Here is a 26,331-nt window from a genome sequence, read left to right as displayed (position 1 = left end):
GTTATTTGATTTTTTTATGAGTATTGTTCGCGAAGTTCCCGTCTCAGGAGCTTCCAGCCGTTTACCCGGGGGAGGGCGTCCACCGTGATGATTTTGCGGGGAACTTTGTATCCCGCAAGACGCTCTTTTGCATATGCAGCGAGAGAGTCTTCCTTTGATGAGCTGTCCCAGCCCCTCCGCCAAACGACGGCGGCGACCGGCATCTCGCCCCGATGTTCGTCGGGGATCCCGAAGACCGCGATCTCGGCGACCCCTTCGTGACCGATGAGGACCTCTTCGACCTCGGTCGGGTAGATCTTCCAGCCGGACATGACGATCATGTCTTTTTTCCGGTCGGTGAGGAAGAGTCTGAGATCTTTGTCGAGGTACCCGACATCACCGGTGAGGAACCAGCCGTCGTCGAGGAATGAGGCGGCGGTCTCTTTTGGCATGTTCCAGTATCCTTTGGCGACCGCGGGCCCCCGCAGAGCGATCTCGCCAGGGGTATCGATCGGCAGCTCGATCGACGGATCGGTCTCGTCAACGATCTTGACTTCCGAGAAACAGACCGGGTGGCCCACGCTCTGGAACCGGTCGGCGGATGCGTAATCCTCGGGACGGATCACGGTCCCGGTGCCTATGACGACGGTCTCTGAAAGACCGTAGGCGTTGATGACCGGGATGTTGTACCGGTAATGAAACTTTTTCCAGATGTCGTGGTGGAGAGGGCCGCCGCCGGAGATGATCTCCCTGACGGTCGAAAGGCTCTCCTCCGGTCCGGGCGGAGCTTCGGTGAGGGAGTGGATCACCGGCGGCATGCCCGCGAGAACGGTGACTTTGTGCTCTTTGCAGAGATCGAGATATTTTTGATACTCATACCGCTCCATCATAACGAAGAGGGCGCCGGCCCGCATCGCGGCGATGCCCCAGGCGAGGCCGACATGCCCCATCGGGTAGATGCCGAGATAGACGTCGTTTTGTTTGTAGGTCAGCACATCGCAGATGTTGTGGATCGCGGCGAGCCAGTTTCCGTGGGTAAGCATCGCTCCTTTGGGTTTGCCTGTCGTTCCGGACGTATACTGCAGCTGGCAGAGGTCGTCGTGTTCGGTGTGTGCCGGCAGGAGACGGGGTTCGCCGCGCAGGGATTCGATGTCTCCGGGGACATAGATCCTGACCTGCAGATCGCGGGCGGCGGAGACGCCGTTTGGATCGGTGATGAAGATCTTCGCGCCCGAGTTTTTCGCCATATAGGCAAGTTCGCTTGGGGTATAGACGCGATTTGTGGGAACTGCCACGCAGCCGATCCTCCATACGGCGAAGTAGGAGAAGAGGTATTCGGGGCTGCTGTTCATATAGAGGAGGATACGGTCGCCTTTCACGGCACCGAGTGAGAGGAGATCGCGGGCGATCGCGGAACTTATCGAGAGTATTTCAGCGGAGGTGTAGGAGGTATTTCGTTCCGGACAGAAAAAGACCGGTTTTGCCAGACGGCAGGAGTTTGCATCGAGAAACGTGGTTATATTCAGCATCCATTATCACAACAATATACTTTGATGTATATTTGTGTGCATGCAAGATATAAATATGCTCGCTATCGGATGCTGCCCGCTGGATTTTTTCGCGGATAGGCAAGAAAACATCTATCTGAATGTACGTAAATATATTGACTCATTTATGGCAGAAACACCAGAAGGAATACCTGCTTCTCTGCAGTGCTCCGGCGTGATCCCTCCTTTTGTCAGCGAGGAGCGGGCGCGTGAGATCGCACGCATGTGGCTGGAGTCGGACACCAAACCGCTTATCCCGGCCGAAAAGATCAGGTTCGGGAAAGCGGTCATGCTCTACTATCCCTTCTGGAAATACACGCGGGAAGACGGTTGCAATGAAGTGGTCGTTTACCGCCCTGCCTGCGGAACGCTCCTTTCCGGTCTGCAGAATATGCAGCGGGAAAATTCTTCCGTGGTCCCGGTGCCGCAGGATGCGGCGATTCTGCCGGCAACAGTCTTTGCCGGCGTGTATTATCCCGAGCTCCACGGGATCGCCCGGGCGGAGGAGCTGATCGGTATTCCGCTCTGGCTGATCAGTTACAAAGTGAAAAACTCCATCTATATGGTCGAGGTGGACGCCGGGTCCGGTCGGGTCTATGACGAGTGGCATCCGATCAAAGAGCCGGTGAACTGGCGGAAAACCGCGCTGATCGCCTGTATCCCGGTGATGATCCTTTCCCTGACCGCCGTTTATTTCAGTCCCTGGCTCTTTCTTCTGGTGGCCGGACTGCTGATCTTCTTTTTGTATCAGAGCGAGATGCTGGGTATGATCAGCCTCAAACGAAAGGAGGGAAAGGATGGGGCTTGAACGTTCAGTCGAGGATCAGGTCGCCGAGTTCCGGTACAAAGCCAAGATCACCAAAGGGGTCGCCGACCGGACGCTTCGTACCTGGTTTGCAAAAGGGATCAAAGCCCCGGGTCTGGCGCAGCATGCGGTCGTGAGCGAACTTTATCTGCTGTATCTGCCGTTCTGGCGGTTTGTCGCCCAGGGAAAAGCCGTGGCCTGCGGTTACTCGGAGTACACCGAGCAGACGGGGAACGTGATCCGAAACATCTTCGAGGAGCTTATCGACGAGGAGTTCATCTGGACGGAGTGTGCCTGCGATACCGGCAAATACGGCATTGAAAAGCTCTGGCTGGATCCCGGCGGCGAGATCCCGTATGTGCGGGGTTCGGTCGTTTCGATGGAGCCGGGAGGATCGGCGGTCGAGGCAAGCAGACGCGGCCGGGAAGCGGTGCACGGAATGATCAAAAATGCCGTTGAGAAGCGGATCGACACGATCACGCTGAAAAAGTCGTTTCTGATCCCGAAGGTGTTCGAACTGGTGTATGCTCCGGTCTGGATCGCCCATTACGAGTACAAAGGTGGTCATTTCACCGCGGTCGTGGATGGGGTGAAAGGCGAAGTTCTCGGCGGAACGGCGCCGATCAATCTCACCGCCCGGACAAGGATGATGATCCTCTCCCTTGCGGCGGGAGGGATCATGATCGGTTCCTCGATCGCGATGCTCATCCATGCGGGACCGTATCATCTGGTCGAGATGTTCCAGATCATTCTGCTTCTTCTGGGTATCGCCCTGTGTATGGCGGGATATCCGGCGTTCAGGGAGGGAAAAACGTTTACGGCGTCAGGGACGATGCAGCACATCTCGACGCTTCGTCCTGCGGTCAGGATCCCAAAACAGCTGACCGATCAGGAGATCCTGAACCATGAATCGACCGTGCTTCAGTGCCCGCTCTGCGGAGAGGAGGTAAAACAGCCGTGGGGCGAGGTGGTGATCCCGTGCAAGGGGTGCGGCCATCTTCTGGATATCACCGCCGACACCGTAAAAATCGTGCCGTATGATCTGGCAAAACCCGATCTTCTGGCGATGGTGGCGATGAAAGGAGTGGACCCTGAATATATTCCGTTCTGGCGCTTCGATGTGAACTTCGAGGTGACCGACCGGCTCGCCGGCGGGGATACATCGACAGGACTCCCAAATATTGCCGGAAAACGCAGCTATTATATTTGTGCGGCCGATATCCCCCGCTATCTTGCTGAACCCTGGGAAATCGATCTGACGATCAGAAATCCGGAGATCGTTGAGGTGATGGGCGGCCGGGATGGGGAATATCGGCCCATTTTCATCAATCAGAGTACGGCACGCGAGCTGACGGAGTTTCTCTATCTCAGATACGAGACGGAAAAGCCGGGGATCCTGCAGGTTCTCAGATACAACTTCACGGTGGAGAACTCGCGGATCGTGTATATACCCTATTATAAAGAACAGGCATCCTACATTCCGGGTATCTGAAATCAGATCCCCATTTTTCTATCATTTCAAGAGGTACATTTATGATAATTTTAGAAGAACCCTACATTTCCGATCTTCTGCTTGAATATCTCGCAAAAAACGGCGTTCCCGTACTTGAAAACGCATACGCAGTTTCCAACAGCAGAGGAAATGCCCTTAATTTCATAAGCACGAAAGAGGCAGTAAAGAGGTATCATGACGGCGAACGACTCTACACCGTTTCCGAACATGCCCTTGACTGGATCTATACGAATCTGCCTGAGAGCGGGATAATCCGTAAGATCAGTATTCTAAAAGACAAGGCGCTGTTTCGTAAAACGGTATCCGGCCTCTATCCGAATTTGTTTTTCGAAGAAGTCACCCTGGATCAGCTTCGAAGCGGCGATCATGCAAAACTGCCGTATCCGGTCATTCTGAAACCATCCGTCGGATTTTTCAGCGTCGGCGTTTATGCGCTGTTCAATGAGACCGATCTGAGAAATGCCGTGTCCGAGAATGAGGAGAATAGCAAAACATGGGCGGCGGATTTTCCGGAAACCGTGATCGGTTCAACATTCCTTCTCGAGCAGTATATCAGGGGTACGGAGTATGCGATCGACGCTTATTACGATACAGAAGGAAAGCCGGTCATACTGAATATCCTGACGCACCGGTTTGCATCCGAAAGCGATGTCAGAGACAGGATATATTATACATCCGCAGAGATCATGCTGGAGTATCTTCAGCCGTTTACCCTATTCCTTGAACGGATCAATACTAAACTGCATATAACCGATTTTCCGATGCACATAGAGGTCAGGGTCACAGAAGACGATATCATCCCGATCGAATTCAATCCGCTGAGGTTCGCCGGCTCCTGTTCTACGGATATAGCGTATTTTGCGTACGGTGTCAACACAGTTGACTGCTATCTGCATCAGATCAAGCCGGATTTTGCCAAGATCCTCGCCAAAAAATCCGGAAAGATCTACAGCATGATCCTGATCGACAAAGGCGGAAAAGAGATAGAAAGCGGCAGATTCGATTACGGCAGACTCTGCAATGAGTTTGAACATGTCCTGGACATTCGCAAAATTGAAGCGCCGGAAATGGGGTTGTTCGCTTTCCTGTTTACGGAGACAAGCGTCGGGAATGAGCAGGAACTTGACAGGGCGCTGGTATCTGATTTTTCTGCGTATCTGGTATAAACAAATAAACAAAATCGTTCACTCCCAAAAGCTGAGCGGTGATTACCGGGGACAAGAGAAAAATGCATACCCCGTCAGCACCAAAATACAGGTGAAGAATGGCATTGGCATAAAATTTCATGACGAAAGCGATACAGCAGACACTTGAAAGATACTTCCATCATCAGACGTTTCGTCCCAATCAGCAGGAGATCATCGAGACGATCGTCGGCGGGAGGGATGTACTCGCGGTGATGGCGACCGGCGGGGGAAAATCCCTCTGTTATCAGCTTCCGGCAATGATGCTTGAAGGGATGACGATCGTTATCTCTCCCCTGATCGCGCTGATGAAGGATCAGGTGGACGCTCTTTCGAATCAGGGAGTCACGGTTGAGACTCTCAACAGTCTGCAGACCTACGATGAACGGCAGAGGGTCGAGCGGGAGATGCGGGAAGGAAAGATCCGGATCCTGTATGTTTCGCCGGAGCGGGCCGTGACCCCGGCATTTTTTGCGACGCTTGCCGGCTGCAAGGTCGCGCTGTTTGCCGTGGACGAGGCACACTGTATCTCGATGTGGGGACATCAGTTCCGGCCCGAGTACCGGGAGATCAAACATCTGCGGGACAAGTTCCCTGATGTGCCGATCGCCGCTTTTACGGCGACGGCTACCCGGCGGGTCCGTGAGGATATCGCAAACGAGCTGCGGCTCAAAGATCCGGCGGAGTTTATCGGCAGTTTCGACCGGAAAAATCTTCGGTACTCGGCATTTTCCGAGCCGAACGCCCAGGTCAGGATGCAGAAGATCATCAGTTATGTCACTGCCCACAAGGATGATCCGGGGATCATCTACTGTTTTTCCCGGGCGAGTACCGAGGATCTGGCGGAGCGTCTCCGAAAGGTGCATATCCTGGCAAATCCGTATCATGCGGGTCTGCCGACACCGGAACGGAGCAGGGTCCAGGAAGGATTTCTGAACAACTCGATCAGAGTAATCTGTGCTACGGTCGCCTTCGGCATGGGGATCGACAAGCCGGATGTCAGGTATGTGATCCATGCCCATATGCCAAAGGATATCGAGTCGTATTATCAGGAGACGGGGAGAGCCGGCAGGGACGGCAGGCCCGGGGAATGTCTGCTGTTTTACTCCGCGGGAGACCGGCGCAAGATCGAAAGTATGCTCGGGCGGGAGTTCGCCGATCCGAAAAAGTCGGAGATCGCAAAAGAGAAGCTGGATCAGATGTATGCGTACTGTACGGCAGGATCGTGCAGAAGACGGCTCCTCTTATCGTATTTTGACGAGGAGATCAGGGCCTGCGGCAACTGCGATGTCTGCGGGGACCGGAAGGTAAAACAGGCGCCGCCGGCTGGCAGTCCGGCAAAGATGATCCTTGCCGGAGCAAAGGAAGTCGACGGGATGCTGACGACGCCGGAGTTCATCTCGTTCCTTCTCGGCCTCGAGCGGGCGAAGACGGTGAGGCTTCAGCTGAACTCAAACCCGTATTTCGGCGCGGCGAAAGGGCGGGAGAGGGAGGAGCTCGAACGGGAGGTCAGCGGGCTTCTCCGGGAGGGAAAGCTTCGCCTTGAGGGAAAAACCGTCAGGAAACTCTGTTTTTCGAACTGATCATTTCAGGAGATCGCGGAATGTTTTTCCGGTCGTCTCGATGTCGCTTTTTTTCACCTGTTCAACAAGGCCGGTATACGTTTTACTCCCGGAACGCTTCTCGGCCATCCATTCATCCGCGAACTCCCCGCTGCGTATCTCGTTGAGGATCGTTGTCATCTCTTTTCTGGAATCTTCGCCGATGACCCGGCCGCCGCGGGTGATCCCGCCGTAACCTGCGGTTTTTGAGACGAAGTCATGCATTTTTGCAAAACCTCCTTCATAGATGAGATCGACGACCAGTTTCACTTCATGGGCGCACTCGGAGAAGGCAAGTTCCGGAGGATAGCCGGCATCGACGAGGGTGTCATACGCCGCAGATATCAAGGCCGGGAGACCGCCGCAGATGACGGCCTGTTCGCCAAAAAGATCGGTTTCGGTTTCGTCTCGAAACGTCGAGGCGAGAACTGCCGAACGGGCCGAGCCGATACCTGCCGCAAATCCAAGAGCGGTGTTCAGTGCGCGCCCGGTGTGATCCTGATGGACGGAGACGAGTGCGGGGACCCCGGACCCTTCCTGATACAGTTTTCTGACCATGGGTCCGACCCCTTTTGGCGCGACGAGGACGACGTCGGTGTATTCCGGCGGAGTTATGAAGCCGAAATGGATGTTGAATCCATGGGCGAACACCAGACACTGGCCCTCTTTGAGAAACGGAGCGATGTCTTCTGCATAGATCTCCGCCGCGGATTCATCGGGGAAGAAAACTGCAAGGATATCAGAGCGCATGACCGCATTCTGCACTGACATGACGGAAAACCCGTCGGAAACGGCCTGATCGAAGCTTTTTCCCGGCCGGTTCCCGATGATGACATTGACGCCGCTGTCACGAAGATTTCCGGCCTGGGCGCGGCCCTGCGAGCCGTAACCAAGGATCGCGACGCATTTTCCAGCAATTAAACCGATATCATTATCAGTCACAGGATATTTCCGCATCATATCTTCAGGAGTAGATGGAGTCCGCATACGTATAAAATTATATACCCTCATCCCCATACACATAGTTACACGTTGACTTGCCTTTAAACCCAAAAACGGCAAAGTAACGAAAACAGGACACGATATATAATGTCATTACCAGATGTGCAGTCCACCGCCCCGGATGTGAGAATCAGCCTGACGCGTGTTGGTGTGAAAAATGTCAGAAAACTTGTCGAGGTCGGCAGACCCGGGAAGACCCGGCCGGCTATTTTCATCTCAGAGTTTGATGTGTTTGTCGATCTGCCAAGCAGTCTGAAAGGCGCAAACCTTTCCAGAAATTTTGAAGTGATCGATGAGGTGCTCCAGCAGGCAACGAGCGGTGATGTCAAAGGTATTGAGGATGTATGCGGGATCGTTTCACGAAAACTTCTCGATCATCATGAATATGCAGACCGTACGGAGGTTTTCATGAAAAGCTTCTATATGATGAACCGTGAGACCCCGGTCTCCAAGACGTCATGTCAGGAGGTCATCAATGTATATGCCCACGCAGTTGCCGAGAGGACGAACGGCAAGCCGATCGTCAGAAAAAGCGTCGGTGCCGAGGTAACGGGTATCACGGCATGTCCCTGCGCACAAAACATCATGAAGGATCATGCGATGCATGTGATGGAGCAGCTCGAGATCCCCGAAGAGAAGATCGATGCGTTCTTCAACGAGATCCCGATGGCAAGCCACAACCAGCGTGGACGGGGTTTCCTTTGTGTAGAGACGGACGGCGATATCATTGTCCCGCTCGAAAAGATCGTGACGGTCCTCAAGGAGTCGATGAGCGCAAAGATCTACGAACTCCTGAAACGCGGCGATGAAAGCTATGTCGTGATGGCAGCTCATAAGAATGCCAGATTCGTCGAAGACTGTGTTCGTGAGATGGCAAGAAGAGTCGTTTCCACGTTCGTTGACCTGCCCGGGGATACCCATATCACGATCCGGCAGACGAATGAGGAGAGTATCCATCAGCACGATGCCTACGCGGAGAGGAAGGCGACCCTCGCAGAACTTCGCGAAGAGCTCAGCGTATAATCCCAATCACTTTTTTCTAAAAAGGTCTTCTGCCAGCGCAGATGCCGGATCGTTTGCAAGCGGCTAAACCATTGCCACTCTATCTATTTTGCTCTGACGGCAGAGATAAATTTAATTAGTTGTGGCCTATTGTGAAATCTATATATGGTTTGAACATCCAACTCTCACAAAACGAGGGGTGAACATCTCATGACTGACAACACGAAACAAAACATTATCTTAGCCGCATCGATGGCGGCAACCTATCAGCCGGATTCTCTGTCCAACGATAAACTGGAGGCGGCAACGAAGGGGCACGGTTCTCTTGTACTTCCCGTCTATGCGGCTGCCAACTCGATCGCGGAAGACGTATTCTGTTCGATCTCCGGAAAGAAGACCAGCTGTGCGGAAAAAATGACGATTCTCGACGCGGCGCTCGGAGAGCTTCCCCTGGATACGGTGATCGAAAAAGCCGTAAAGGCGGCGATGAGCTCAGGAGCGGCTCCTGAAAATGCCGCTTTGATCGTTGCCGCTCTCGCTTATTTTGCGGGATCGGCAGCACGCTCGGGCGTCCCTCTCGGGAACAGAAAACTCGGCGCAATGGCACGCATGCATGCAGGCGGAGCCAGGACCAGCGCTATTGCGTTGGTTACCGGAAAATCCACCCACAGGATCCAGGCATTTCCGGCCTACATGGCGATCTACAAAGCCCTTGAGGAGAAGAAGCTGACAAAAGTCGACGGATCGACCCTTCCCGGATTCATCTCCGGCGGGACGATCTATGGTCACTCGGCACTTGGCGAAGACTACAACATCCCGGAGCTTGCCTACAACGGCGCACAGGTCGGAACAAAAGCAATGCTCAATGCCATGGCAGGTGCGGGAGTGACGCCCCTTGGTCTCTGGCCGGCACTGATCGGCGCAACGGTGATAATGGAGATCGTCCACCCTGATGCGATCCTGGGTGAAGAGTTTGGAAAATTCGGCGCCGTCAACTCGTCGTATATGGCGGGAAAAGGCGCCCGTGATGCGGCAAACCTGCCGGAAAAACTGCATATCCGGGGGACCCGTGAAGAGTATGACACGGCAACTCTTTTAGGAGACTTTGCTCTTATCCTCAAAGATGTGGGCGGACCGTCGGTTATCGGATCGATGGCGTTTTCCGAGATCTTTGCCGGGTTTGAAGAAGCGCCGATGATCGGCGCAGGTTTTTCCGGAGGGCCGGTGAATGCTCCGTTAGGCCATGTGCTTGGAGATATCGTGCCGGCGCTCCGGCTTTTACTGCAGAACGGCGGAGACGTGTTTGCGGCAGCTGAGGTTATCCGGGAATATAAGATGAATTCATTTATCGATCCGGAACTTGCCATCTGCAGTCTGAACACCATCGCACGAAAAGCCGAGCAGGTTTCCCGGGGAAAGATCACCAACGTCTGCATCCTGGCATCCGAAGGAGTTCGCGACCGGGCTGTCTGCCGCAGAGCGGATCTGACCTATGAAATGATGAAGAATGGGAAAACAGTGGCAGATGCGGCAAAACTTCTGGACGAAGAGCGTAGAGCGTATGTTGAAAAGCGGGGTTCTGCGATCCTTTCAGGGTTCACGGGGCATGAGATCGATCTGAAATTCACGGAGCTGAGGTCGCATGGAAGACGCACGGATAAGTTCACCGAGCGTTACTGGGGTTTTGATTCCTATGTTTCCTATGACGTGAACATCGACGGCAGACCCTATCATGTGGAGAATCTGAGCGGAAAAGAGGTGCCGGCTTTTGCCCTCGAGGGTAAAAACAAAGATGATCCCAACTGGGGTATCGCTCTCCAGTGCGGAGCGATCATTGCCCAGGAGCTTCAGTATATCGGACATACGATCATCAATATCACGGTTCCGGCCGCGGTTGCCGCTTTGTTTGATATGGACGCGAAAACAGCGGCAAAAGAGGCGGAAAACGGCGCATATCTGACCCGGTCGATTCCGGGCGCAAACGATAAGGCGGCCGAGGTGGCAAAGCTTGCCCAGTCGATCTATGCTGAGATGAAAAAACCGTTTCCGGAATGAGAACGTTATTCATTGATCCAGGTACCGCAGGTATCAGCGGAGCCGCCTTAGCGGCGGCTCTGACTGATCTTGGCGATGCAAAGGATATAGGAAAAAATGCCGCGGATGTTGTCTCCAAAATGAGAGGAGAGGATCCAAAAAAGGTTATGGAGGCGCTGGATCTTTCGGCGGCCGCTCAGGAAAAGGCATATGCGGTTTTTTCGGATCTGGAGGCCGTGTTTTCGAAGTTTCATGAAGGAGCGTTTTCCCCTTCCGGGGTTTTGACGGAGGTGTTGTGCCCGCTTGCACTATTGGATGCAATGGATCTTCTTTCCTGTCCGGTGTATGCAAAACCGCCGGCACTTGGGGTCTGTCTGCCTGAAACACTGGAGATCTGCGCACGGCACAGAATGCCGGCTGCCGAAAGCTCTGCAAAGATGGAACGTACGACGCCGGCCGGCGCCTCGCTTCTGGCACATCTTGCGGTTTTTCGGCAGTCGATCCCTTCGATGACGCCGGAAAAAACCGGCTATGCAAAGGAGTCGGGGCTGTTGATCGTTGAGGGCGATATCTTTGATCTGACGGAGGAACGGATCGTTATTCTCGAGACGAATATCGATGACGTGTCCGGAGAGGTGATCGGCTATGCTGTCGAGCGGCTTTTGGCATCCGGGGCCGTTGATGTGTTCGTTACCCAGGGATTCGGGAAAAAGCATCGTCCTGTTTTTATGATATCGGTGATCACGACCCTTGAACGGTACCGTGCCCTGACCGAGATCCTGATGGAGGAGACGGGAACGCTTGGAGTGCGGGTAAAAGAGGAGCCGCGGATCGTGGCAGAACGCGAAAGGAAAGCGTATCGGTTTATGATCTCCGGTGAGGAATTTTCTGTGCGGGTCAAGGTTTCAAAACACGCGGGACGTATCATTTCAGCAAAACCTGAGTTTGAAGATATGAAAATAGCAGCGGCTGCATTGAAAAAACCGCTGAAAGATGTGATCAACGAAGTTCAGAGACAGATCCCGGGATTTGTTCAGTATTGAGTTTATTTATAAACAAAATCGGCATTTTGCAGGGATCCGCTGATTCTTTTTTCGGGAAAGACTCATTAACGTTCGCAAAAAATCAGGGGAAAACCAGTTACTTTGTTTCGGGAAGATTAGCCAGCCGGAGAGCGCGTGCCCTGTGAGAGGGGAAAAGAAGAGCATATAAGGCGAATCAGGTCATTCGTTGTACTTAATTATAATTATGTACAATTTAATACTAATTATATATCCACTAAAACTATTTTTGAAAAAAATCTAAAAATAAGTCATTGATTTTTTCGATCAAATAGGAAACCATTAATTAGCATCGCGAAAGAGAATAAGATTAGCGTACATCTGTACGTGTCATTAATCCAAAAGGACAATGGTAATATTCCTGTATAGCTGTTTGAAAACCTAAATAATTTAGGATGAGGCGAAAACATTGTCGAAAGTAGTAGAAATTTCCCCGACCACCAGACATGAAGGTCACTCCAAGCTCGTTTTAAAAGTAAACGATGAAGGCATCATTGAGCGCGGAGACTGGCTTTCTATCACCCCGGTTCGTGGAGTAGAGAAACTTGCCATCGGTAAAACCTATGAGCAGGTCCCAAAGATCGCTTCCCGTGTGTGCGGTATCTGTCCGATTGCCCACACGCTTGCCGCAACTGAGGCAATGGAAGCATCAATGGGTGTTGAGATCCCAGACGACGCATATCTCCTGCGTGTGATTTTACAGTGCGCCAACAGGCTGCACTCCCATGCTCTGCATGATATCCTGGCTCTTCCGGATATGTACATCCCAGGAACCGACACAAAGATCAACCCCTTCACACCTGAAGAGCCGGTCAGATCTGTCGCAAAGCGTATCCAGACCCTTCGTATGATCGGTCAGACCATCGGCGAGATCGTCGGCGGCGAAGCAGTACACCCGTCCAACACCCGTGTTGGAGGTATGTACAAAAACATCACCCCGCGTGCAAAAGCAAAGATCTTCGATCTTGCAAAGCAGGCACTCCCGCTTGCCCGTGAACAGATGGAGTTCATGATCGCAGTCTTTGAGAACTACGGCAAACGTGACTGGGCAGAGATGTGCGGCCGCGAAGTTGCCATTCCAAAAGACCTTGGTTACCACCAGCAGGGATACATGGCAGCTGACCCGATGTACGGAAGCTCCTCACTTGATGAACACCCTACCTGGGACCCGGCACGCTGGCTTGAAGTCAGACCCTGGGACTGGTATATGGGCGAAGAAGAGATCACTCTCGAAGACCCCGCATACCCGATCGGCGGAACCACAAAAGCAGGCACGAAAGCCTGGCCGCAGATGCAGGCATGCACCGGCGTACCCCTGTACGACGGACAGCCTGTTGAGGTCGGTCCCCGTGCACGTATGTCTATCTTCAAGAACTACGACCGTAAAGGCGCAATCGGCCTGAACATCGCTCGTGAGATGGAATACATGGACTCGGTCTACAAGATGATCGAGGCAGCAGATGCAATTGACACCAGCGCCCCGGTTTGTGCAGACGTCATCCCACAGGGAGACGGCGAGATCGGATGGGCAGCAAATGAAGCACCACGCGGATGCGACGTTCACCTTGCAAAGGTACGCAACGGCAAAGTCGAGTGGTTCTCCATGCTTGTTCCGACCACCTGGAACTTCCCGACCTGCAGCCGTGCACTTACCGGCGCACCCTGGGAACTTGCAGAAGTTATCGTCCGTGCATACGACCCCTGTGTTTCCTGCGCAACCCACATGATTGTGCTGGATGAAAACAACAAGCTCGTTGCACAGAAGCTCCTTGAGTAAGCATATACCATGGATGGACTGTTCCCAGAAATAATAATCGCCGGTGTCGGTAACGAACTCTTCGGCGACGACGGATTTGGTCCCGTGGTGATCAGAGCTTTGGCTGACTGCGAACTTCCCGACAATGTAAAAGCAATGGATGTAGGCCTTGGCGGCCCTCACCTCATCTTTTCCATGCTGGATCCGGAAGTCACAAAGAAGCTGATCATTGTGGATGCAATGGACTTCGGGGGAAAACCCGGAGACGTTACCAAGATCCCCGCCGATCTTCTGCCTGAGGGCAGAGGTGAACGTTACATGGACGCCCATTCCGGAAATCTGCTCGATCCGATCGGCAGACTGAAAGGAAAAATGGATATTGTTATTATCGGGTGCCAGCCCGGGTATATTCCTGCTCCGGACTCGGAGGACTTTGCCCTCGAATTAAGTCCGGAAGTTCAAGGAGCTGTTCCCAAAACTGTAAATGTCATCTTACAGGAATTAGAGAGCTGAAAATGGGATTACTAGATAAACTCAAAGGCTTACTGTTCGGTAATGAGGCTGTCAGCGAGGGAAAACAGGACGCAAAGCCTGGTGCAAAACCAGCTGACGCAAAGGTCGAACAAAAGCCAATTATTACAAAACCAAAGGAGGAGAAGCCAGTGGCTGACAAGATTACTGTAGGACATGTACACATGAGCGGTTGTACCGGATGTCTCGTGTCCCTTGCAGATAACTACGAAGGATTACTTACAATCCTCGATAAATACGCTGACCTCGTCTACTGTCTGACTCTCGCCGATGTGCGTCACATCCCCAAAATGGATGTCGCATTAGTCGAGGGTTCCGTCTGTATCAACGACGAGTGCTCAATGGAAGAGATTTTAGAAACCCGTGAGAACGCAGCAATTGTTGTGGCTCTCGGAGGCTGCGCCTGCTACGGAAACACGACCCGTTTCTGCCGCGGAGGCCAGCAGAACCAACCCCAGCATGAGGGTTACCTGCCGATCGGCGACCTGATCAAGGTGGATGTCTATATCCCCGCTTGTGCGCCGACGCCGCAGCAGATCAGAAACGTCTGCCTTATGGCATACCTGTTACTGAAAGGAAACGACGAGCAGAAGGCACTTGCAACCGCATACCTTACGCCCCTCATGAACCTTGCGGCAGCAGGAACCGAAGCATGCGGCTGCGACCTGATGACCGAAGTCATCAACCAGGGTCTCTGCTGCGGCTGCGGAAGCTGCGCAGCAGCCTGCCCGGTCCGTGCAGTCACAATGCAGTACGGCAAACCGCAGATCGAACGCGATCTCTGTATCAAATGCGGAGCATGCTACGCACAGTGCCCGAGAAGCTTCTTCAGCTTCGACGTCTGTGGACAGTATGAATCAATTACTAACCTCATTGCAGAGGTTATGAAACCCTGAGGGTCCTGGAGGCGAAAAAAATGGAATATCTTGGACAATACAAGGCAGTCTACAAAGCCAAATCCGGCTGTGAAGACATTCTCGCAAAGGCCCAGGACGGAGGAATCGTCACATCAATGTTTGCCTACGCACTTGAGACAGGCATTATTGACGGAGCAATCGTCGCAGGACCAGGATCAGAGCCGTACAAGCCTGAACCAATGATCGCCACTACGGTAGAAGAACTCTTCGCCAGCCGTGGAACCAAATACTCAGTCTCACCGAACCTTGCACTGATCAAAGAGGCAACCCGCAGCTATGGTCTTGACAAGATCGGTATCGTCGGAACCCCGTGTCAGATCCAGGCCGTTCGTAAAGGACAGCTCTACCCGGTCGGTCTGCGTGACGTCCCCGACAAGATTGTACTTGCACTCGGTATCTTCTGTATGGAAAACTTCCCCTACCAGGGACTCTTCCAGATGGTCGAAGACCACTGTGCAACCAAGATCGAAAATGTCACCAAGATGGACATCGGAAAGGGCAAATTCTCCGTCTACACCGAACGCGGTGTAAACTCACAGATCCCCTTAAAGGTCACTCACAAATATGAGCAGCCCGGATGCCACGTCTGTCTTGACTACGTCGCAAACATGGCAGATATCTCAACCGGATCTGTTGGAACCCCCGATGGATGGTCAACCGTCTTCGTCCGTTCCGCAGCCGGCGAGGCAGCCTTCAACAAGGCAGTCGAAGCAGGCTGGATCATTGCCGAGTCAATGGACGGCGTCAAGCCGGGTCTTGAACTCGTCGAGAAACTCGCAACCGAGAAGATCACCAAAAACCAGAAGTACCTTGAGCACAGGGCCCACAAGGACCACGCTGCTCTCAAACCACTGCGTAACCCCTACATCTGAACGGTGTAACCGGCTTACCAGAGTACCCACCCTCTCGGGTACACTTTTTTTAGACCATTCATTCATCGCCGACGATCTCAAACGAACATCTTTTCATCTCTAAACGATGTACCTTGTATCATGAGTGACACCCCCTCTCCTGCGCCGAAAAAACGAACGGTAAAACCCAAACTGGAAAAACCGACTGAACCAAAACCGGCAAAAACCTCCCGGAAAAAAGCTTCTGCAGAGGAGACGGTCCCTCAGCCTGAAGAACAGCCAAACGATACGCACAAACCGGTTCCCGAACAATTTCTGACAGATCTCGGTTCCTTTGCAGATATCCTGGAAACGAATCCCGCCATTCTTGAACCTGTAAGGGAAGTCTTTGAGTATCATCTCATCGACCCGATCGACCGAAAAACCTTCCCGAAACTCGTCAATGCCATGTCCATGCTGCTTGGAGCGAACGCAACCATGGTCCTCATGACTGCATGCCATGTCAACTCAGCGGCATTTTTCGATGATCTCCTCTATGCGATCAAAGATGACAAACAGAAAAGTGCGGTCTGGATCATCCAGCATCTGACATCGCTCTACGGAAACCGTGTCCAGCAGGCTTACACGCTTTCGGCCGGAACCATGGACGAAGACTGGCACATGATCGATGTCAACACCTACAAACGGGAAGGCGATACGCCGCTCTGGATCCTGAACCTTGAGCTCGTCCTCTACAACGGGACCGAGACCAAGATCACGATGACACCCGACTCCGCCTTCCAGCTGATCGAGATCCTCTCCGCCGAACTGGCAAAAAATATCCCCAAGGAAAATGTGGACGAAGGTCTCATCACCAAATGCGAAAAGAACTTCACCGCATTCTTTGAAAAGTTCTACGGCTGCAAAGAAGAAGAGAAGAAAACCGACGAACACCCGCCCGGGTATGCGTGAGTTCGCATCATTTCTTTTTTTGGAAAAAACAATGTATAAACATGCCAACTCTCCCGCTGCCGGAGAGTAGATACTGAATTTATCACACAAATAAAAACGTAACTTGGGTGAGATGATGTTTAAGATCGGCGAGTTCTCAAAGCTGAGTAAAACTACCGTAAAAACTCTGCGGTATTATGACGAGATCGGGCTTCTTCAACCGGAAAAAGTCGATCTGGCACGCTATCGGTATTACACGACCGATCAGCTCGTCAAGCTTCACTATATACAGTCCCTGCGTCAGGCGGGTCTTTCGATCGACGAGATCAGAAACATTCTCGCAGGCAAAGATGCAAAAGAGATCCTGACAAAGCGGAAACTGCAGCTCGAAACCGACATTGCAGAGAAAAACGATCAGCTCTCCCGAATCGATTTCATTTTACAAGGAAAGGAGGAGGAATATTTTATGAATTATCAGGCAACCATCAAAGAAATTCCCGAGTGTATCGTCTACTCGAAAAAAATGACGATCCCAAACTATGATGCATACTTCACGGAGATTCCGGCAATAGGCGCTGTGTGTGCAAAAGCAAACCCTGATCTCAAATGTACGGTGCCGGGATACTGCTTTGTTGTCTATCTCGACGCAGAATGCCGGGAAAAAGACATCAATGTCGAGTATTGTGAAGCGGTCGACCGATTCGGCAATGAAGTTGACGGTATCATATTCAAAAAAATGCCGGCCGTCACCGCAGTATCGGTAATGCACAAAGGACACTATAGTGATCTAGGCAGGGCATATGCATTCGTGTTCAAATGGATCGAGGAAAACGGGTACACTGTGACGGGAAGCCCCAGAGAATGTTACATCGACGGAATCTGGAACAAGGAGAGCGAAGATGATTGGCTCTCGGAGATCCAGGTTCCTGTACAGAAAAAATAATAGATCCCGCTCTCTCAAACCGAAAATAATTCGTTGAACGCTTCGGCAATGGTCAGATGGGGGAACACCTGGTCCCGCAAAACTGTGTAGTCAGTATCCTGATCCATTGCCAGTTGTATGATGCTGATGAGTTCATCCGACCCCGCACAAAACAAACCGGCGCCGAGAATTTTTTTTGTATCTGCATCGATGACCGTTTTCATCATCCCGGCCGTCTGACCGGTGACCTTTGCCTTTGAAATCCTGCTTACAGCAAGTTTTGCGATCAGAACACTGCAGCCGGCAGCCCTTGCCTCACGTTCAGTTTGTCCAATACGCGAAAAAGGCGGGGAGATGCACATACCTGAGGGCGTCCGGGGATCGTCATTTGCGGCATGATCCCCAGAGGAGCATAGCAAAATCGCGTCGGCGGAAATCTCCTGTTTTTGTCCATCTGAGGTGAAAGAGATCAGCGATGAACCCTTTTCTATTGCTATTTTTTCGACACAGGAGCCGGATTTAAAGGTAACACCCCGTTCTTCAAGAACTTTTTTTATTTCTGCAGAGATGTCTTCATCTTCTTCTGCGAGAACCGTTATATGTTCCTCTAAGACGGTGACGGCAGATCCAAATCCGGCATAGATCGAAGCAGTTTCAAGCCCTGCCCGACCCCCGCCGAGAATGACGAGACGACGCGGAAGATCCTCAAGATCCATGAGCTTCTCACGTGTATAAGCAGTCGGGCAGGTGTCAAGCCCGCTGATCTCCGGAAACGGTGACCGGTGTACGAAAGCAGACACGATCTTTGATCCGGAGATGACCGATGTCTCCTTTGAGGACAGGATCCTTACCTCATTTTCAAAGATGACCGACCCTGACCCCCGAAATACGGATACATTGTCAAGTTTTTCCAGCTCATCAAGATCCTCTTTAGCGCGGGCTGCCTGAAACCTGCGCTTCTCCTGGATGGCTCGCCTGTACCATATATCCTTTTCATCAAAGGAAAGACCGGGATGGAGCATCACAAAATCCGATTTGTGTGCGAGAAAATGCGATACGATATCCGCCTGATCAGCAGAGATCCCGTCCTGTATGTCAGCGGATTTTTCTATCACCGCGACTGATTTTCCTGCCGCCGCATATCGTTTTGCAAGAGTTTTTCCGGTTGTGCCGACCCCGATGAGAATCAAATCGAATGTTTGCATTGATGCATTACTCTTTCCTCTGAGGGTTTAAGTAGGTATAGCCAGATCGAAAAAAAGAGAGGAGATGCTGAACGCTTGTCAGCGGATCTCGTGGATGACCATGCCGGAGAGAAGTTTCGGCTCGAACCAGGTCGACTTCGGCGGCATAATCAGTCCGGCGTCGGCGACATCGATCACCTGCTGGGCAGTTACCGGCTGCATGATGAATGCCGCCGAGAACTCTCCGTTGTCGACATCCCGGATCACGTCGGCAAGCGGGGCGATGCCGCCGACAAAGGAGATACGCGGATCGCCGCGGGGATCGAAGATCGCAAGCATGTCATCTAAGACGAGCTCCTGCAGAACAGAAACATCGAGCCGTGAAATGGCGTCAGCGGCGGGATCGACCGGGCGGGTCAGTTCATACCACTGGCTTTCAAGATACAGATGGATGATGTGCATCGATCCGTCGTTTTTGACGGGAATCATATTTTTGGATACGTCGACCTTTTTTAACGGAGTGATGGTAAATCTGAGAGAGAGATCGCCTAAAAATTGGTCGGCATTCATGCCGGCGAGGTCCCTGATGAGACGGTGATATCCGTAGATGCGGACCGAGTCATGCGCAAAGAGGACACTCATGAACTTTTCCGCATCAGAGGTCGCACGACCTTCAGAGAGCCGTCTTTCGAGAACATTTGCCGACGACTTCGCCCGGTGGTGACCGTCGGCGATGTAGAGGTGGGGGATCCCGGCAAAAAGTCCGGTGATCTTTTCAACGTCAGCGGGTTCCGTCACCCGGAAGATCTGGTGGAGATTGCCGCCGGCAGAAATATATTCGCCGTCGGGCGTGTGGGCGGCGGCGATGCTGACCAGGGTCTGATGGATGAGGCCCGAGTCTTTATAGAGCAAAAAGACCTGACCGGTGTGGGCAGATACCGCATCGATATGCCGGGTCCTGTCCTCTTCTTTATCGTACCGTGTCAGTTCATGTTTTTTTATCGTATCATCATTGTATTCAGCTACCGAGACACAGGAGACGAGACCGGTGAACAGCTCGCCGTCAAGGGTTATCTGATAGATATAGAAAGAGGGTGTATCATCTTCAATGAAAAGTCCCTCTGCCTTCATCTTGGCAAACATTTCTGCAGCCCTCGCATAAATACGATCATCATGCGGATCGATATCCATGAGTTCCGCATCGGGACGAATGACCCGAAGAAGAGAACGTTCATTTTTTTCTATTTCTGCAGCAGCCTCTTCAGCGCTGATGACATCGTACGGGACTGACGGCACGCTTCGGTATGCATCCGGAGCGGGGCGAAGACCGGTGAAGGGGTATACGCTAACCATTATGCTATATTGGTTAGCGCCCAATAGTAAAAATAGCAAATGGTAACCTTTAGAGGAGTGGGCGGGACCGCCGCCGGCTGTCTGATCAGGAAGGCAACGATCGAAGATATTCCGGATATATACCGGGTCGAGCTTCTCTGTTTCCCTGATCCCTGGGATTATAAGGCAATGCTTGAGATGATGACGGTTTTTCTGACATCGTTTTATGTAGCAGAGGCGCAAGGACGGATCATCGGGTTTTCAGCAGGGGCTATAGAAGAGACCGATCAGGAAAAATACGGGCATATCTGTAATCTTGCCGTTTCTCCCGATATGCGGGGATTTGGGATCGGCAGACTTCTGCTCCGTAAACTCGAACGGGATTTTTTCATGCAGGGATGTACCGGATGCAGTCTGGAAGTGCGGGTCGGAAACACGCCGGCAAGAGCTTTTTACAAAAAGATCGGGTATGAAGATGTCATTTTGTTTGGCGAGTATTACAAGGACGGGGAGGACGCCGTTGTGATGATGCGCTGGTTCTAAATGTCTCCGAAAAATATGTTTATGACGGAAGACCTCGGATAAGAAATTATCATGATCCTGACTGATTTCATAAAGCGAAGAGCATATGGAGAATCAGTATTGGTGATGTTCTCAGCAGTTCTTTTTTGATCCCCAATACACAAATCCTTCTGACCTGCATTCATCCTGAAGTTTGAACCATGCCTCCCGGCATTTTTCCTTTTCACCCAAAACCGATGATCATGTCTGGCGATTTTGCCGCATCAAACAACGAAGAACTTGCCGGTTATGTACTCTAAAACGGCGAATGGAGGCTTTATATCATAAGAACACTGATAAGAAATCATGAAAGAGACAAAAGATCTGATCGGAACGCCTCTGCCTTTGAAGGGTCTCACCGATTATCAGGAGGGCTCGGTCGTATCCCGGATGGTCATCAATAAAAAAAGCGGTACGGTGACGGCATTTGCTTTTGAGAAGGGGGAAGGACTTTCTGAACATTCTGCTCCGTACGATGCTCTCGTGATCGTCCTTGAAGGAGAGGCTGAGATCCCCATTGGCGGGGTATCCCATTTTGTCAAGGAGGGAGAGATGCTGATCATGCCGGCAAAGATCCCGCATGCGGTCCATCCCCTTTCACGATTTAAAATGATGCTCGTGATGATCCACGAGTAACATTTCCTCATTTTTAACATACATTTCGTATTCTGTCATTTTCAGAGATCCGCAGATATCCCGGAGTATTTTGAAAAACAGAATAGACGCGGTATGCCGGCCGGATGAATACGCTTTAAAAAAAGAATGATTTTCTGATCCAGACTTACAGAAGAAGAAGGACCGGTACGAATACCAGTGAGATCATCGACATAAGTTTGATCAGAATGTTGATCGAAGGTCCGGACGTGTCTTTGAACGGGTCACCGACGGTGTCACCGACGACAGCTGCTTTGTGAGCGTTTGAACCTTTGCCGCCGAAGTTACCGAGTTCGATATACTTCTTTGCATTGTCCCATGCTCCGCCTGCATTTGCCATCGTAACTGCAAGAAGGAATCCGCAGACAAGTGATCCGACTAAAAGACCGCCGAGAGCCAGCGGACCAAGGATAAATCCAACGGCGAGAGGTGCAACGATTGCAAGAAGACCCGGAAGCATCATCTTTTTGATTGCTGCTTTCGTGGCGATCGAGACGGCTGACGTGTAGTCAGGATCTGCAGTTCCTTCCATCAGGCCTTTGATCTCTTTGAACTGACGGCGTACTTCAACAACGATCTGCTGAGCTGCATCGCCGACTGCGGTCATAGTGAGGGCAGAGAAGAGGAACGGAAGCATGCCTCCAAGGAGGATACCGATGAACACTCTGGTGTTCAGAATATCGATCGTCTCAATGCCGACGGCGAGTGCGTAGGCGCTGAAAAGCGCAAGACCGGTAAGAGCGGCTGAGCCGATAGCAAATCCTTTTCCGATTGCTGCGGTCGTGTTGCCGACTGCATCAAGCGTGTCGGTGATATCACGAACAGAGTGATCCTGGTGGGACATCTCGGCGATACCGCCTGCATTGTCCGCGACCGGACCGTATGCATCGACTGCAAGGGAGATACCAAGGGTGGACAGCATACCAACGGCAGCGATACCGATACCGTACATGCCGGCAAACTGGTAGGCAATGAAGATGGCAACTGAGATGATAAGAACCGGCCAGACGGTCGACTCCATACCTTTTGCAAATCCGCTGATGATATCAGTGGCCGCACCCGTCTGACAGGATTTTGCAATGCCTAAGGTCGGCTTGTAATCGAACGAAGTGTAGTACTCCGTGATAAGACCGATCATGAAACCTGCAATAAGACCTGCGATGGTTGCAAACCAGATACCCATACCAAGAGGGGCGGCAAACATGAATCCCATACCGAACTGACCGTATAAGAGGATACTCGTTATACTGTAGGTCGAGATGATGGAGATGATGATTGCGACAATAAGACCGGTATTGAATGCTTTGTGGATCGCGGAGCTTTCGTTCTTCTTTGTGCGAACGAAGAGCGTTCCGACTGCGGCTGCGATGATACCGAATGCTGCAATGAGCATCGGAAGGAGAATAAGGTTTAACGGGGCGATGGTTTCGCCAAAGAGCTGGGACGCAAATGCTGCGCCTACAACACCAAGAGCCATGGATGCGATGATCGAACCGACATAGGACTCGAAAAGGTCGGCACCCATACCTGCAACATCACCGACATTGTCACCGACATTGTCTGCGATGACTGCCGGGTTTCTCGGATCATCTTCAGGGATGCCTGCTTCGACTTTACCGACAAGGTCGGCTCCGACATCGGCTGCTTTGGTAAAGATACCGCCGCCGACACGGGCGAAGAGAGCAACGGAAGAGGCACCGAAACCAAACGATGCAAGGATCGACACAACAGTGTTGACACCGACAACGCTGGCAAATCCGCCGTTGATCGTTACAAGGATGATGAACACGATGGAAAGACCAAGGAGTCCAAGGCCGACCACGGACATACCCATGACCGAACCGCTTGCAAAGGATACTTTTACTGCGTCCGCGATTCCGCGTTTTGCTGCATTGGTTGTTCTTACGTTTGCTTTTGTTGCGCTGTGCATTCCGATATATCCGGCAGCTGCCGAGAGTCCTGCACCGATAACATAACAGAGTGCGGCCCACGGGGAGATGAGGATAGCGAGAATGACTGCAATAACGACGACAAAAGCTCCGATTGCACGATACTGACGATTCAGAAAGACCATTGCGCCAAGGTGAATGGCGGCAGCGATCTTCTGCATCTTCTCATCGCCTGCCGGCTCTTTCTTCACGATAGAGAAGGAGTAGAGGGCAAAGAGAAGGCCTAAAACGGCACATATTGGAGCGAGATAGATCAAATCCATAGGTATAGAAAACCTCCGTGAAATGGGAATGGTTTCTCCTTATATTAATGGGCGGAGGAGCTAATAATACTAATCCTTTTACAATATCCCAAAGAGAAAAGCGAAATCAGTTAAAGAAAGCAGAATTTTTCATAGGCAAGCGTGAAAAGATCCACAACTACTGCCTCCGCCGGCGTCGGGGTGATGTTCATCAGTTTCTGGAAAGAAGTCTGCGACTGCCATGTTCCGGCATTTATGCCAAGGACCCCGCGGTACGAGATGACATCGCTGATATGGATATGGCCGGTGTGGATGATATCGGGCACATCGCGAATAACAAGAGCATCTTTGTCCGTGGAAAGAAGCGGCGTTCTTTGTCCGTAGATCGGGCCGAGATGCCGGCGCTTGAGCATTGCCTGCATGATCTCTCCGGGTTTTGTGTATGAAGCGCCGGGAATGAACTTGATCAGATCATCGATACTTCGCCCGTGATACATAAGGACGCTGACCGACTGGATATTGACGACTGCCGGATTTTCAACAAAGGTGACGTTCTCCGGAAAATTTCTGCGAAACTCTTCCGGCAGAGCAGGCTGGGGCTCGGCTCCTCTCACCGCATCGTGATTGCCCGGCGAGATCACGATCTTCAGCCTGTCAGGCAGTGCCGCCATAAGGTCGCCGACATGATCATACTGTTCATAGATGGTCTTGATCTCCAGCTCCTTGTCCTGATCCGGATAAATACCGATCCCGTCCACCACATCGCCGGCGATCAGCAGATAGCCGATGTCTTTGCGTTCATGCATCCAAGCTGAGAACTTTTCCCAAGCTTTTGGCAGAAACGTATTGCTGCCGACATGGATATCAGAGATGAACACAGCTTTTCCTTTTTCTTTCGACGGGGATATCGTATTCGTCAGCGGGATCTCCGGCCGAAACAGCGTGTCGGAAAAGACCATCTGGGTCCTGCCCATACTGTCGCGCGCCAGCTGACCTTTCACGCCGATGACCTCGTCAGGGATGATCGATTCGGCCTCGGCAAACCCGTCACGGTTTTTGTTGAAAAGCACCTTGATCGATCCGGTCGGATCCTCCACCTCAACGATCCGGTGACCTTTCGCGCTGGTTGAGATCGTGGTCACCATGCCTGCAAGACCGATCTCCTGATCGGTGAACCGGTTGCCTGTTCTCACAAGAGCTTCGATCGGGATCGGATTCACCCTTCCGCGCAGCATCCCGGCCAATGCATCGTACCGGTCGCGAAACATCGCGTAAGACGATTCTGGATCCGCGAGAGGGACCGAACTCCCCTCCCGCCCGCAAAGGATCTCGGGCGTTCTGCTGACGCCGACATCCAGACGGTCGGTCCGAAGAGGGGTCATAGCCGGAACTTCCTTTGGCGTAACGACAGTCACACCGTTTGGAAGAGAGGCAAGGATCCCTTCGATGACCCCGGTTCCGCCGCATTCGCTGATATAGTTCACGACCTGGTGATGTACCAGAAATCCGGCATCGGCAAACCTAGCGACGATCTCACGTTTATCCATAAAAAAATGGTTCAGGTTAAATTAACTTTCCACTCGAAATGAAGGGGTTATTATAGTTCACGAAAGCGACTCGACAAAGACCCCGATCCTGCGCACGGCCTCGGTAAGTTTTGCACGGTCCACCGCATAACACGTACGGATGTGACCAACGCCGCTTTCACCAAATGCGCTGCCCGGAACAACGGCTACCTGCTGCTCTTTTAAGAGGCGTTCGGCAAACTCCTCATCGGAAAGACCGGTGCCTTCGATGGACGGAAACGCATAAAACGCTCCTTTCGGGATATGACAGGGAAGACCGACATCATTGAGACCTTTCACGAACAGGTTCCTTCTGATCCTGTACTCGGCGACCATCTCGTTCTTTGAATCCTCGGCGTTTTTCAGTGCCTCGATCGCAGCAAACTGGGAAGCCGTCGGAGCAGACATCATCACATACTGATGGATCTTGAGTGCGGCATCGCAGATCTCTTTTGGCGCGCAAAGATAGCCAAGCCGCCATCCGGTCATCGCATATGCCTTGGAAAATCCGTTCAGGGTAATCGTTCTTTCCCACAGCCCGTCGATCGACGCTGCCGATACATGAGAACCCTCATAGGTCAGTTCCGAATAGACCTCATCCGATATCAGCAGAAGATCATGATCGATGATGATATCAGCGATTGCTTTGAGATCATCTTTCCCCATGACCCCGCCGGTCGGATTGTTCGGGAAGTTGATGATCAGTGTTTTGCTGTTTTGCGTGATCTTCTCCATCAGCGCGTCAGGCGTGACTTTGAACTGATCCTTCGCATCGCAGGGAAGAGAGACGGGTTTTCCTCCCGCCATGATCACTTCGGATTTGTATGAGACAAAACACGGATCGACAACGATGACCTCATCTCCGGGATCGACCACAGCGCGTACGGCGACATCGAAACCTTCCGACACGCCGGTCGTTACGATGATCTCGTTTGGCGAGTATGGGGTATGATACCTTTTTTCCAGATCTTTGGAAAGAGCTGAACAGAGATCAGGCAGACCGCGGTTCGAGGTGTACATGGTCAGCCCTTTCTCTATGGACGTGATGGCAGCTTTTGATACGTTCCAGGGGGTATCGAAATCCGGCTCCCCGACGCCGAGACTGATAACCTGATCGTTATCCATCGTGAGGACGAGGTCGAAGAACTTTCTGATACCTGAAGGCGGGATCTCGGCAGCTACTTTTGATACAAAATTTCGCATGATTGA

At 52.0% G+C, this 26,331-nt stretch carries 22 protein-coding genes; 15 read left to right on the top strand and 7 right to left on the bottom strand.

All coding sequences use genetic code 11. The features are described 5' to 3' along the window. Positions 1-14: 14 nt before the first annotated feature. Positions 15-1,508 (bottom strand): class I adenylate-forming enzyme family protein, encoded by a 1,494-nt coding sequence (locus tag H575_RS05265; protein WP_042699018.1) that lies wholly within the window; start codon positions 1,506-1,508, stop codon positions 15-17. A gap of 145 nt (positions 1,509-1,653) precedes the next feature. On the opposite strand from H575_RS05265, the gene H575_RS05260 reads away from it, so the two are divergent. The 4 genes from H575_RS05260 (at position 1,654) to H575_RS05245 (ending at position 6,611) form a co-directional block, all read left to right on the top strand. Further along, the gene (locus H575_RS05260; RefSeq protein WP_143744985.1) at positions 1,654-2,334 is read left to right on the top strand and encodes a hypothetical protein; all 681 of its coding nucleotides are present in this window, start codon (positions 1,654-1,656) and stop codon (positions 2,332-2,334) included. Further along, positions 2,324-3,823, top strand: coding sequence for a hypothetical protein (locus tag H575_RS05255; RefSeq protein WP_042699012.1), 1,500 nt, complete (start codon positions 2,324-2,326; stop codon positions 3,821-3,823). The genes H575_RS05260 and H575_RS05255 overlap by 11 nt, the downstream gene beginning before the upstream one ends. A 41-nt stretch (positions 3,824-3,864) precedes the next feature. After that, positions 3,865-5,010, top strand: coding sequence for an ATP-grasp domain-containing protein (locus tag H575_RS05250; protein WP_042699009.1), 1,146 nt, complete (start codon positions 3,865-3,867; stop codon positions 5,008-5,010). A gap of 119 nt (positions 5,011-5,129) precedes the next feature. Next, the gene (locus H575_RS05245) at positions 5,130-6,611 is read left to right on the top strand and encodes a RecQ family ATP-dependent DNA helicase (RefSeq protein WP_042699006.1); all 1,482 of its coding nucleotides are present in this window, start codon (positions 5,130-5,132) and stop codon (positions 6,609-6,611) included. Here H575_RS05245 and ilvC read toward each other — a convergent pair whose 3' ends face one another. Further along, positions 6,612-7,589, bottom strand: a complete 978-nt coding sequence (gene ilvC / locus H575_RS05240; RefSeq protein ID WP_394296163.1) for a ketol-acid reductoisomerase — start codon at positions 7,587-7,589, stop codon at positions 6,612-6,614. It lies immediately after the preceding gene. A gap of 129 nt (positions 7,590-7,718) precedes the next feature. On the opposite strand from ilvC, the gene mptA reads away from it, so the two are divergent. The 9 genes from mptA (at position 7,719) to H575_RS05195 (ending at position 17,656) form a co-directional block, all read left to right on the top strand. Beyond that, positions 7,719-8,654, top strand: a complete 936-nt coding sequence (mptA, locus tag H575_RS05235; protein ID WP_042699000.1) for a GTP cyclohydrolase MptA — start codon at positions 7,719-7,721, stop codon at positions 8,652-8,654. Between the two features lie 189 nt (positions 8,655-8,843). Further along, entirely contained in the window at positions 8,844-10,688 is a 1,845-nt protein-coding gene (locus tag H575_RS05230) for a hypothetical protein (protein ID WP_042698997.1), read from the top strand. Beyond that, entirely contained in the window at positions 10,685-11,710 is a 1,026-nt protein-coding gene (larC, locus tag H575_RS08940; RefSeq protein WP_052319973.1) for a nickel insertion protein, read from the top strand. The genes H575_RS05230 and larC overlap by 4 nt, the downstream gene beginning before the upstream one ends. Before the next feature lie 427 nt (positions 11,711-12,137). Then, positions 12,138-13,505, top strand: a complete 1,368-nt coding sequence (gene frhA, locus H575_RS05220) for a coenzyme F420 hydrogenase subunit alpha (RefSeq protein ID WP_042698994.1) — start codon at positions 12,138-12,140, stop codon at positions 13,503-13,505. A gap of 9 nt (positions 13,506-13,514) precedes the next feature. Next, positions 13,515-13,997, top strand: coding sequence for a coenzyme F420-reducing hydrogenase, FrhD protein (gene frhD / locus H575_RS05215; RefSeq protein ID WP_042698991.1), 483 nt, complete (start codon positions 13,515-13,517; stop codon positions 13,995-13,997). A 149-nt stretch (positions 13,998-14,146) separates the two neighbouring features. After that, entirely contained in the window at positions 14,147-14,911 is a 765-nt protein-coding gene (gene frhG / locus H575_RS05210; RefSeq protein ID WP_042699079.1) for a coenzyme F420 hydrogenase subunit gamma, read from the top strand. A gap of 20 nt (positions 14,912-14,931) precedes the next feature. Beyond that, on the top strand, positions 14,932-15,804 hold the full coding sequence (gene frhB, locus H575_RS05205) for a coenzyme F420 hydrogenase subunit beta (RefSeq protein WP_042698988.1): 873 nt from the start codon (positions 14,932-14,934) through the stop codon (positions 15,802-15,804). Positions 15,805-15,924: 120 nt separating this feature from the next. After that, positions 15,925-16,734 carry a hypothetical protein gene (locus H575_RS05200; protein WP_042698985.1) on the top strand — a complete coding sequence of 270 codons (810 nt, stop codon included), beginning with the start codon at positions 15,925-15,927 and terminating at the stop codon, positions 16,732-16,734. Positions 16,735-16,846: 112 nt separating this feature from the next. Then, on the top strand, positions 16,847-17,656 hold the full coding sequence (locus H575_RS05195; protein WP_245241234.1) for a MerR family transcriptional regulator: 810 nt from the start codon (positions 16,847-16,849) through the stop codon (positions 17,654-17,656). A 14-nt stretch (positions 17,657-17,670) separates the two neighbouring features. Here H575_RS05195 and H575_RS05190 read toward each other — a convergent pair whose 3' ends face one another. Further along, positions 17,671-18,840 carry an FAD-dependent oxidoreductase gene (locus H575_RS05190; RefSeq protein ID WP_042698983.1) on the bottom strand — a complete coding sequence of 390 codons (1,170 nt, stop codon included), beginning with the start codon at positions 18,838-18,840 and terminating at the stop codon, positions 17,671-17,673. 78 nt (positions 18,841-18,918) lie between these two features. Continuing rightward, entirely contained in the window at positions 18,919-20,172 is a 1,254-nt protein-coding gene (locus tag H575_RS05185; RefSeq protein ID WP_042698980.1) for a DUF1015 domain-containing protein, read from the bottom strand. A gap of 39 nt (positions 20,173-20,211) precedes the next feature. On the opposite strand from H575_RS05185, the gene rimI reads away from it, so the two are divergent. Beyond that, a complete protein-coding gene (rimI, locus tag H575_RS05180; protein WP_081406675.1) occupies positions 20,212-20,694 on the top strand; it encodes a ribosomal protein S18-alanine N-acetyltransferase in 483 nt (160 codons plus the stop codon). A gap of 324 nt (positions 20,695-21,018) precedes the next feature. After that, the gene (locus H575_RS05175; protein ID WP_042698974.1) at positions 21,019-21,348 is read left to right on the top strand and encodes a cupin domain-containing protein; all 330 of its coding nucleotides are present in this window, start codon (positions 21,019-21,021) and stop codon (positions 21,346-21,348) included. A gap of 145 nt (positions 21,349-21,493) precedes the next feature. Here the strand turns inward: H575_RS05175 and H575_RS05170 are convergent, their stop codons facing one another. The 3 genes from H575_RS05170 to H575_RS05160 all read right to left on the bottom strand — a co-directional run bounded on the left by H575_RS05170 (position 21,494) and on the right by H575_RS05160 (position 26,325). Continuing rightward, the gene (locus H575_RS05170; RefSeq protein WP_042698970.1) at positions 21,494-23,578 is read right to left on the bottom strand and encodes a sodium-translocating pyrophosphatase; all 2,085 of its coding nucleotides are present in this window, start codon (positions 23,576-23,578) and stop codon (positions 21,494-21,496) included. 110 nt (positions 23,579-23,688) lie between these two features. Next, positions 23,689-25,104, bottom strand: coding sequence for a DNA-directed DNA polymerase II small subunit (locus H575_RS05165; protein WP_042698967.1), 1,416 nt, complete (start codon positions 25,102-25,104; stop codon positions 23,689-23,691). 57 nt (positions 25,105-25,161) lie between these two features. Then, on the bottom strand, positions 25,162-26,325 hold the full coding sequence (locus H575_RS05160; RefSeq protein ID WP_042698964.1) for an aminotransferase class I/II-fold pyridoxal phosphate-dependent enzyme: 1,164 nt from the start codon (positions 26,323-26,325) through the stop codon (positions 25,162-25,164). Positions 26,326-26,331: the final 6 nt, after the last annotated feature.

The organism is Methanocorpusculum bavaricum DSM 4179, assembly GCF_000430905.1.
Lineage (GTDB): Archaea > Halobacteriota > Methanomicrobia > Methanomicrobiales > Methanocorpusculaceae > Methanocorpusculum > Methanocorpusculum parvum.
The sequence above is the reverse complement of the archived record's forward strand: the minus strand, read 5'-3'. Positions and strand labels throughout refer to the sequence as shown.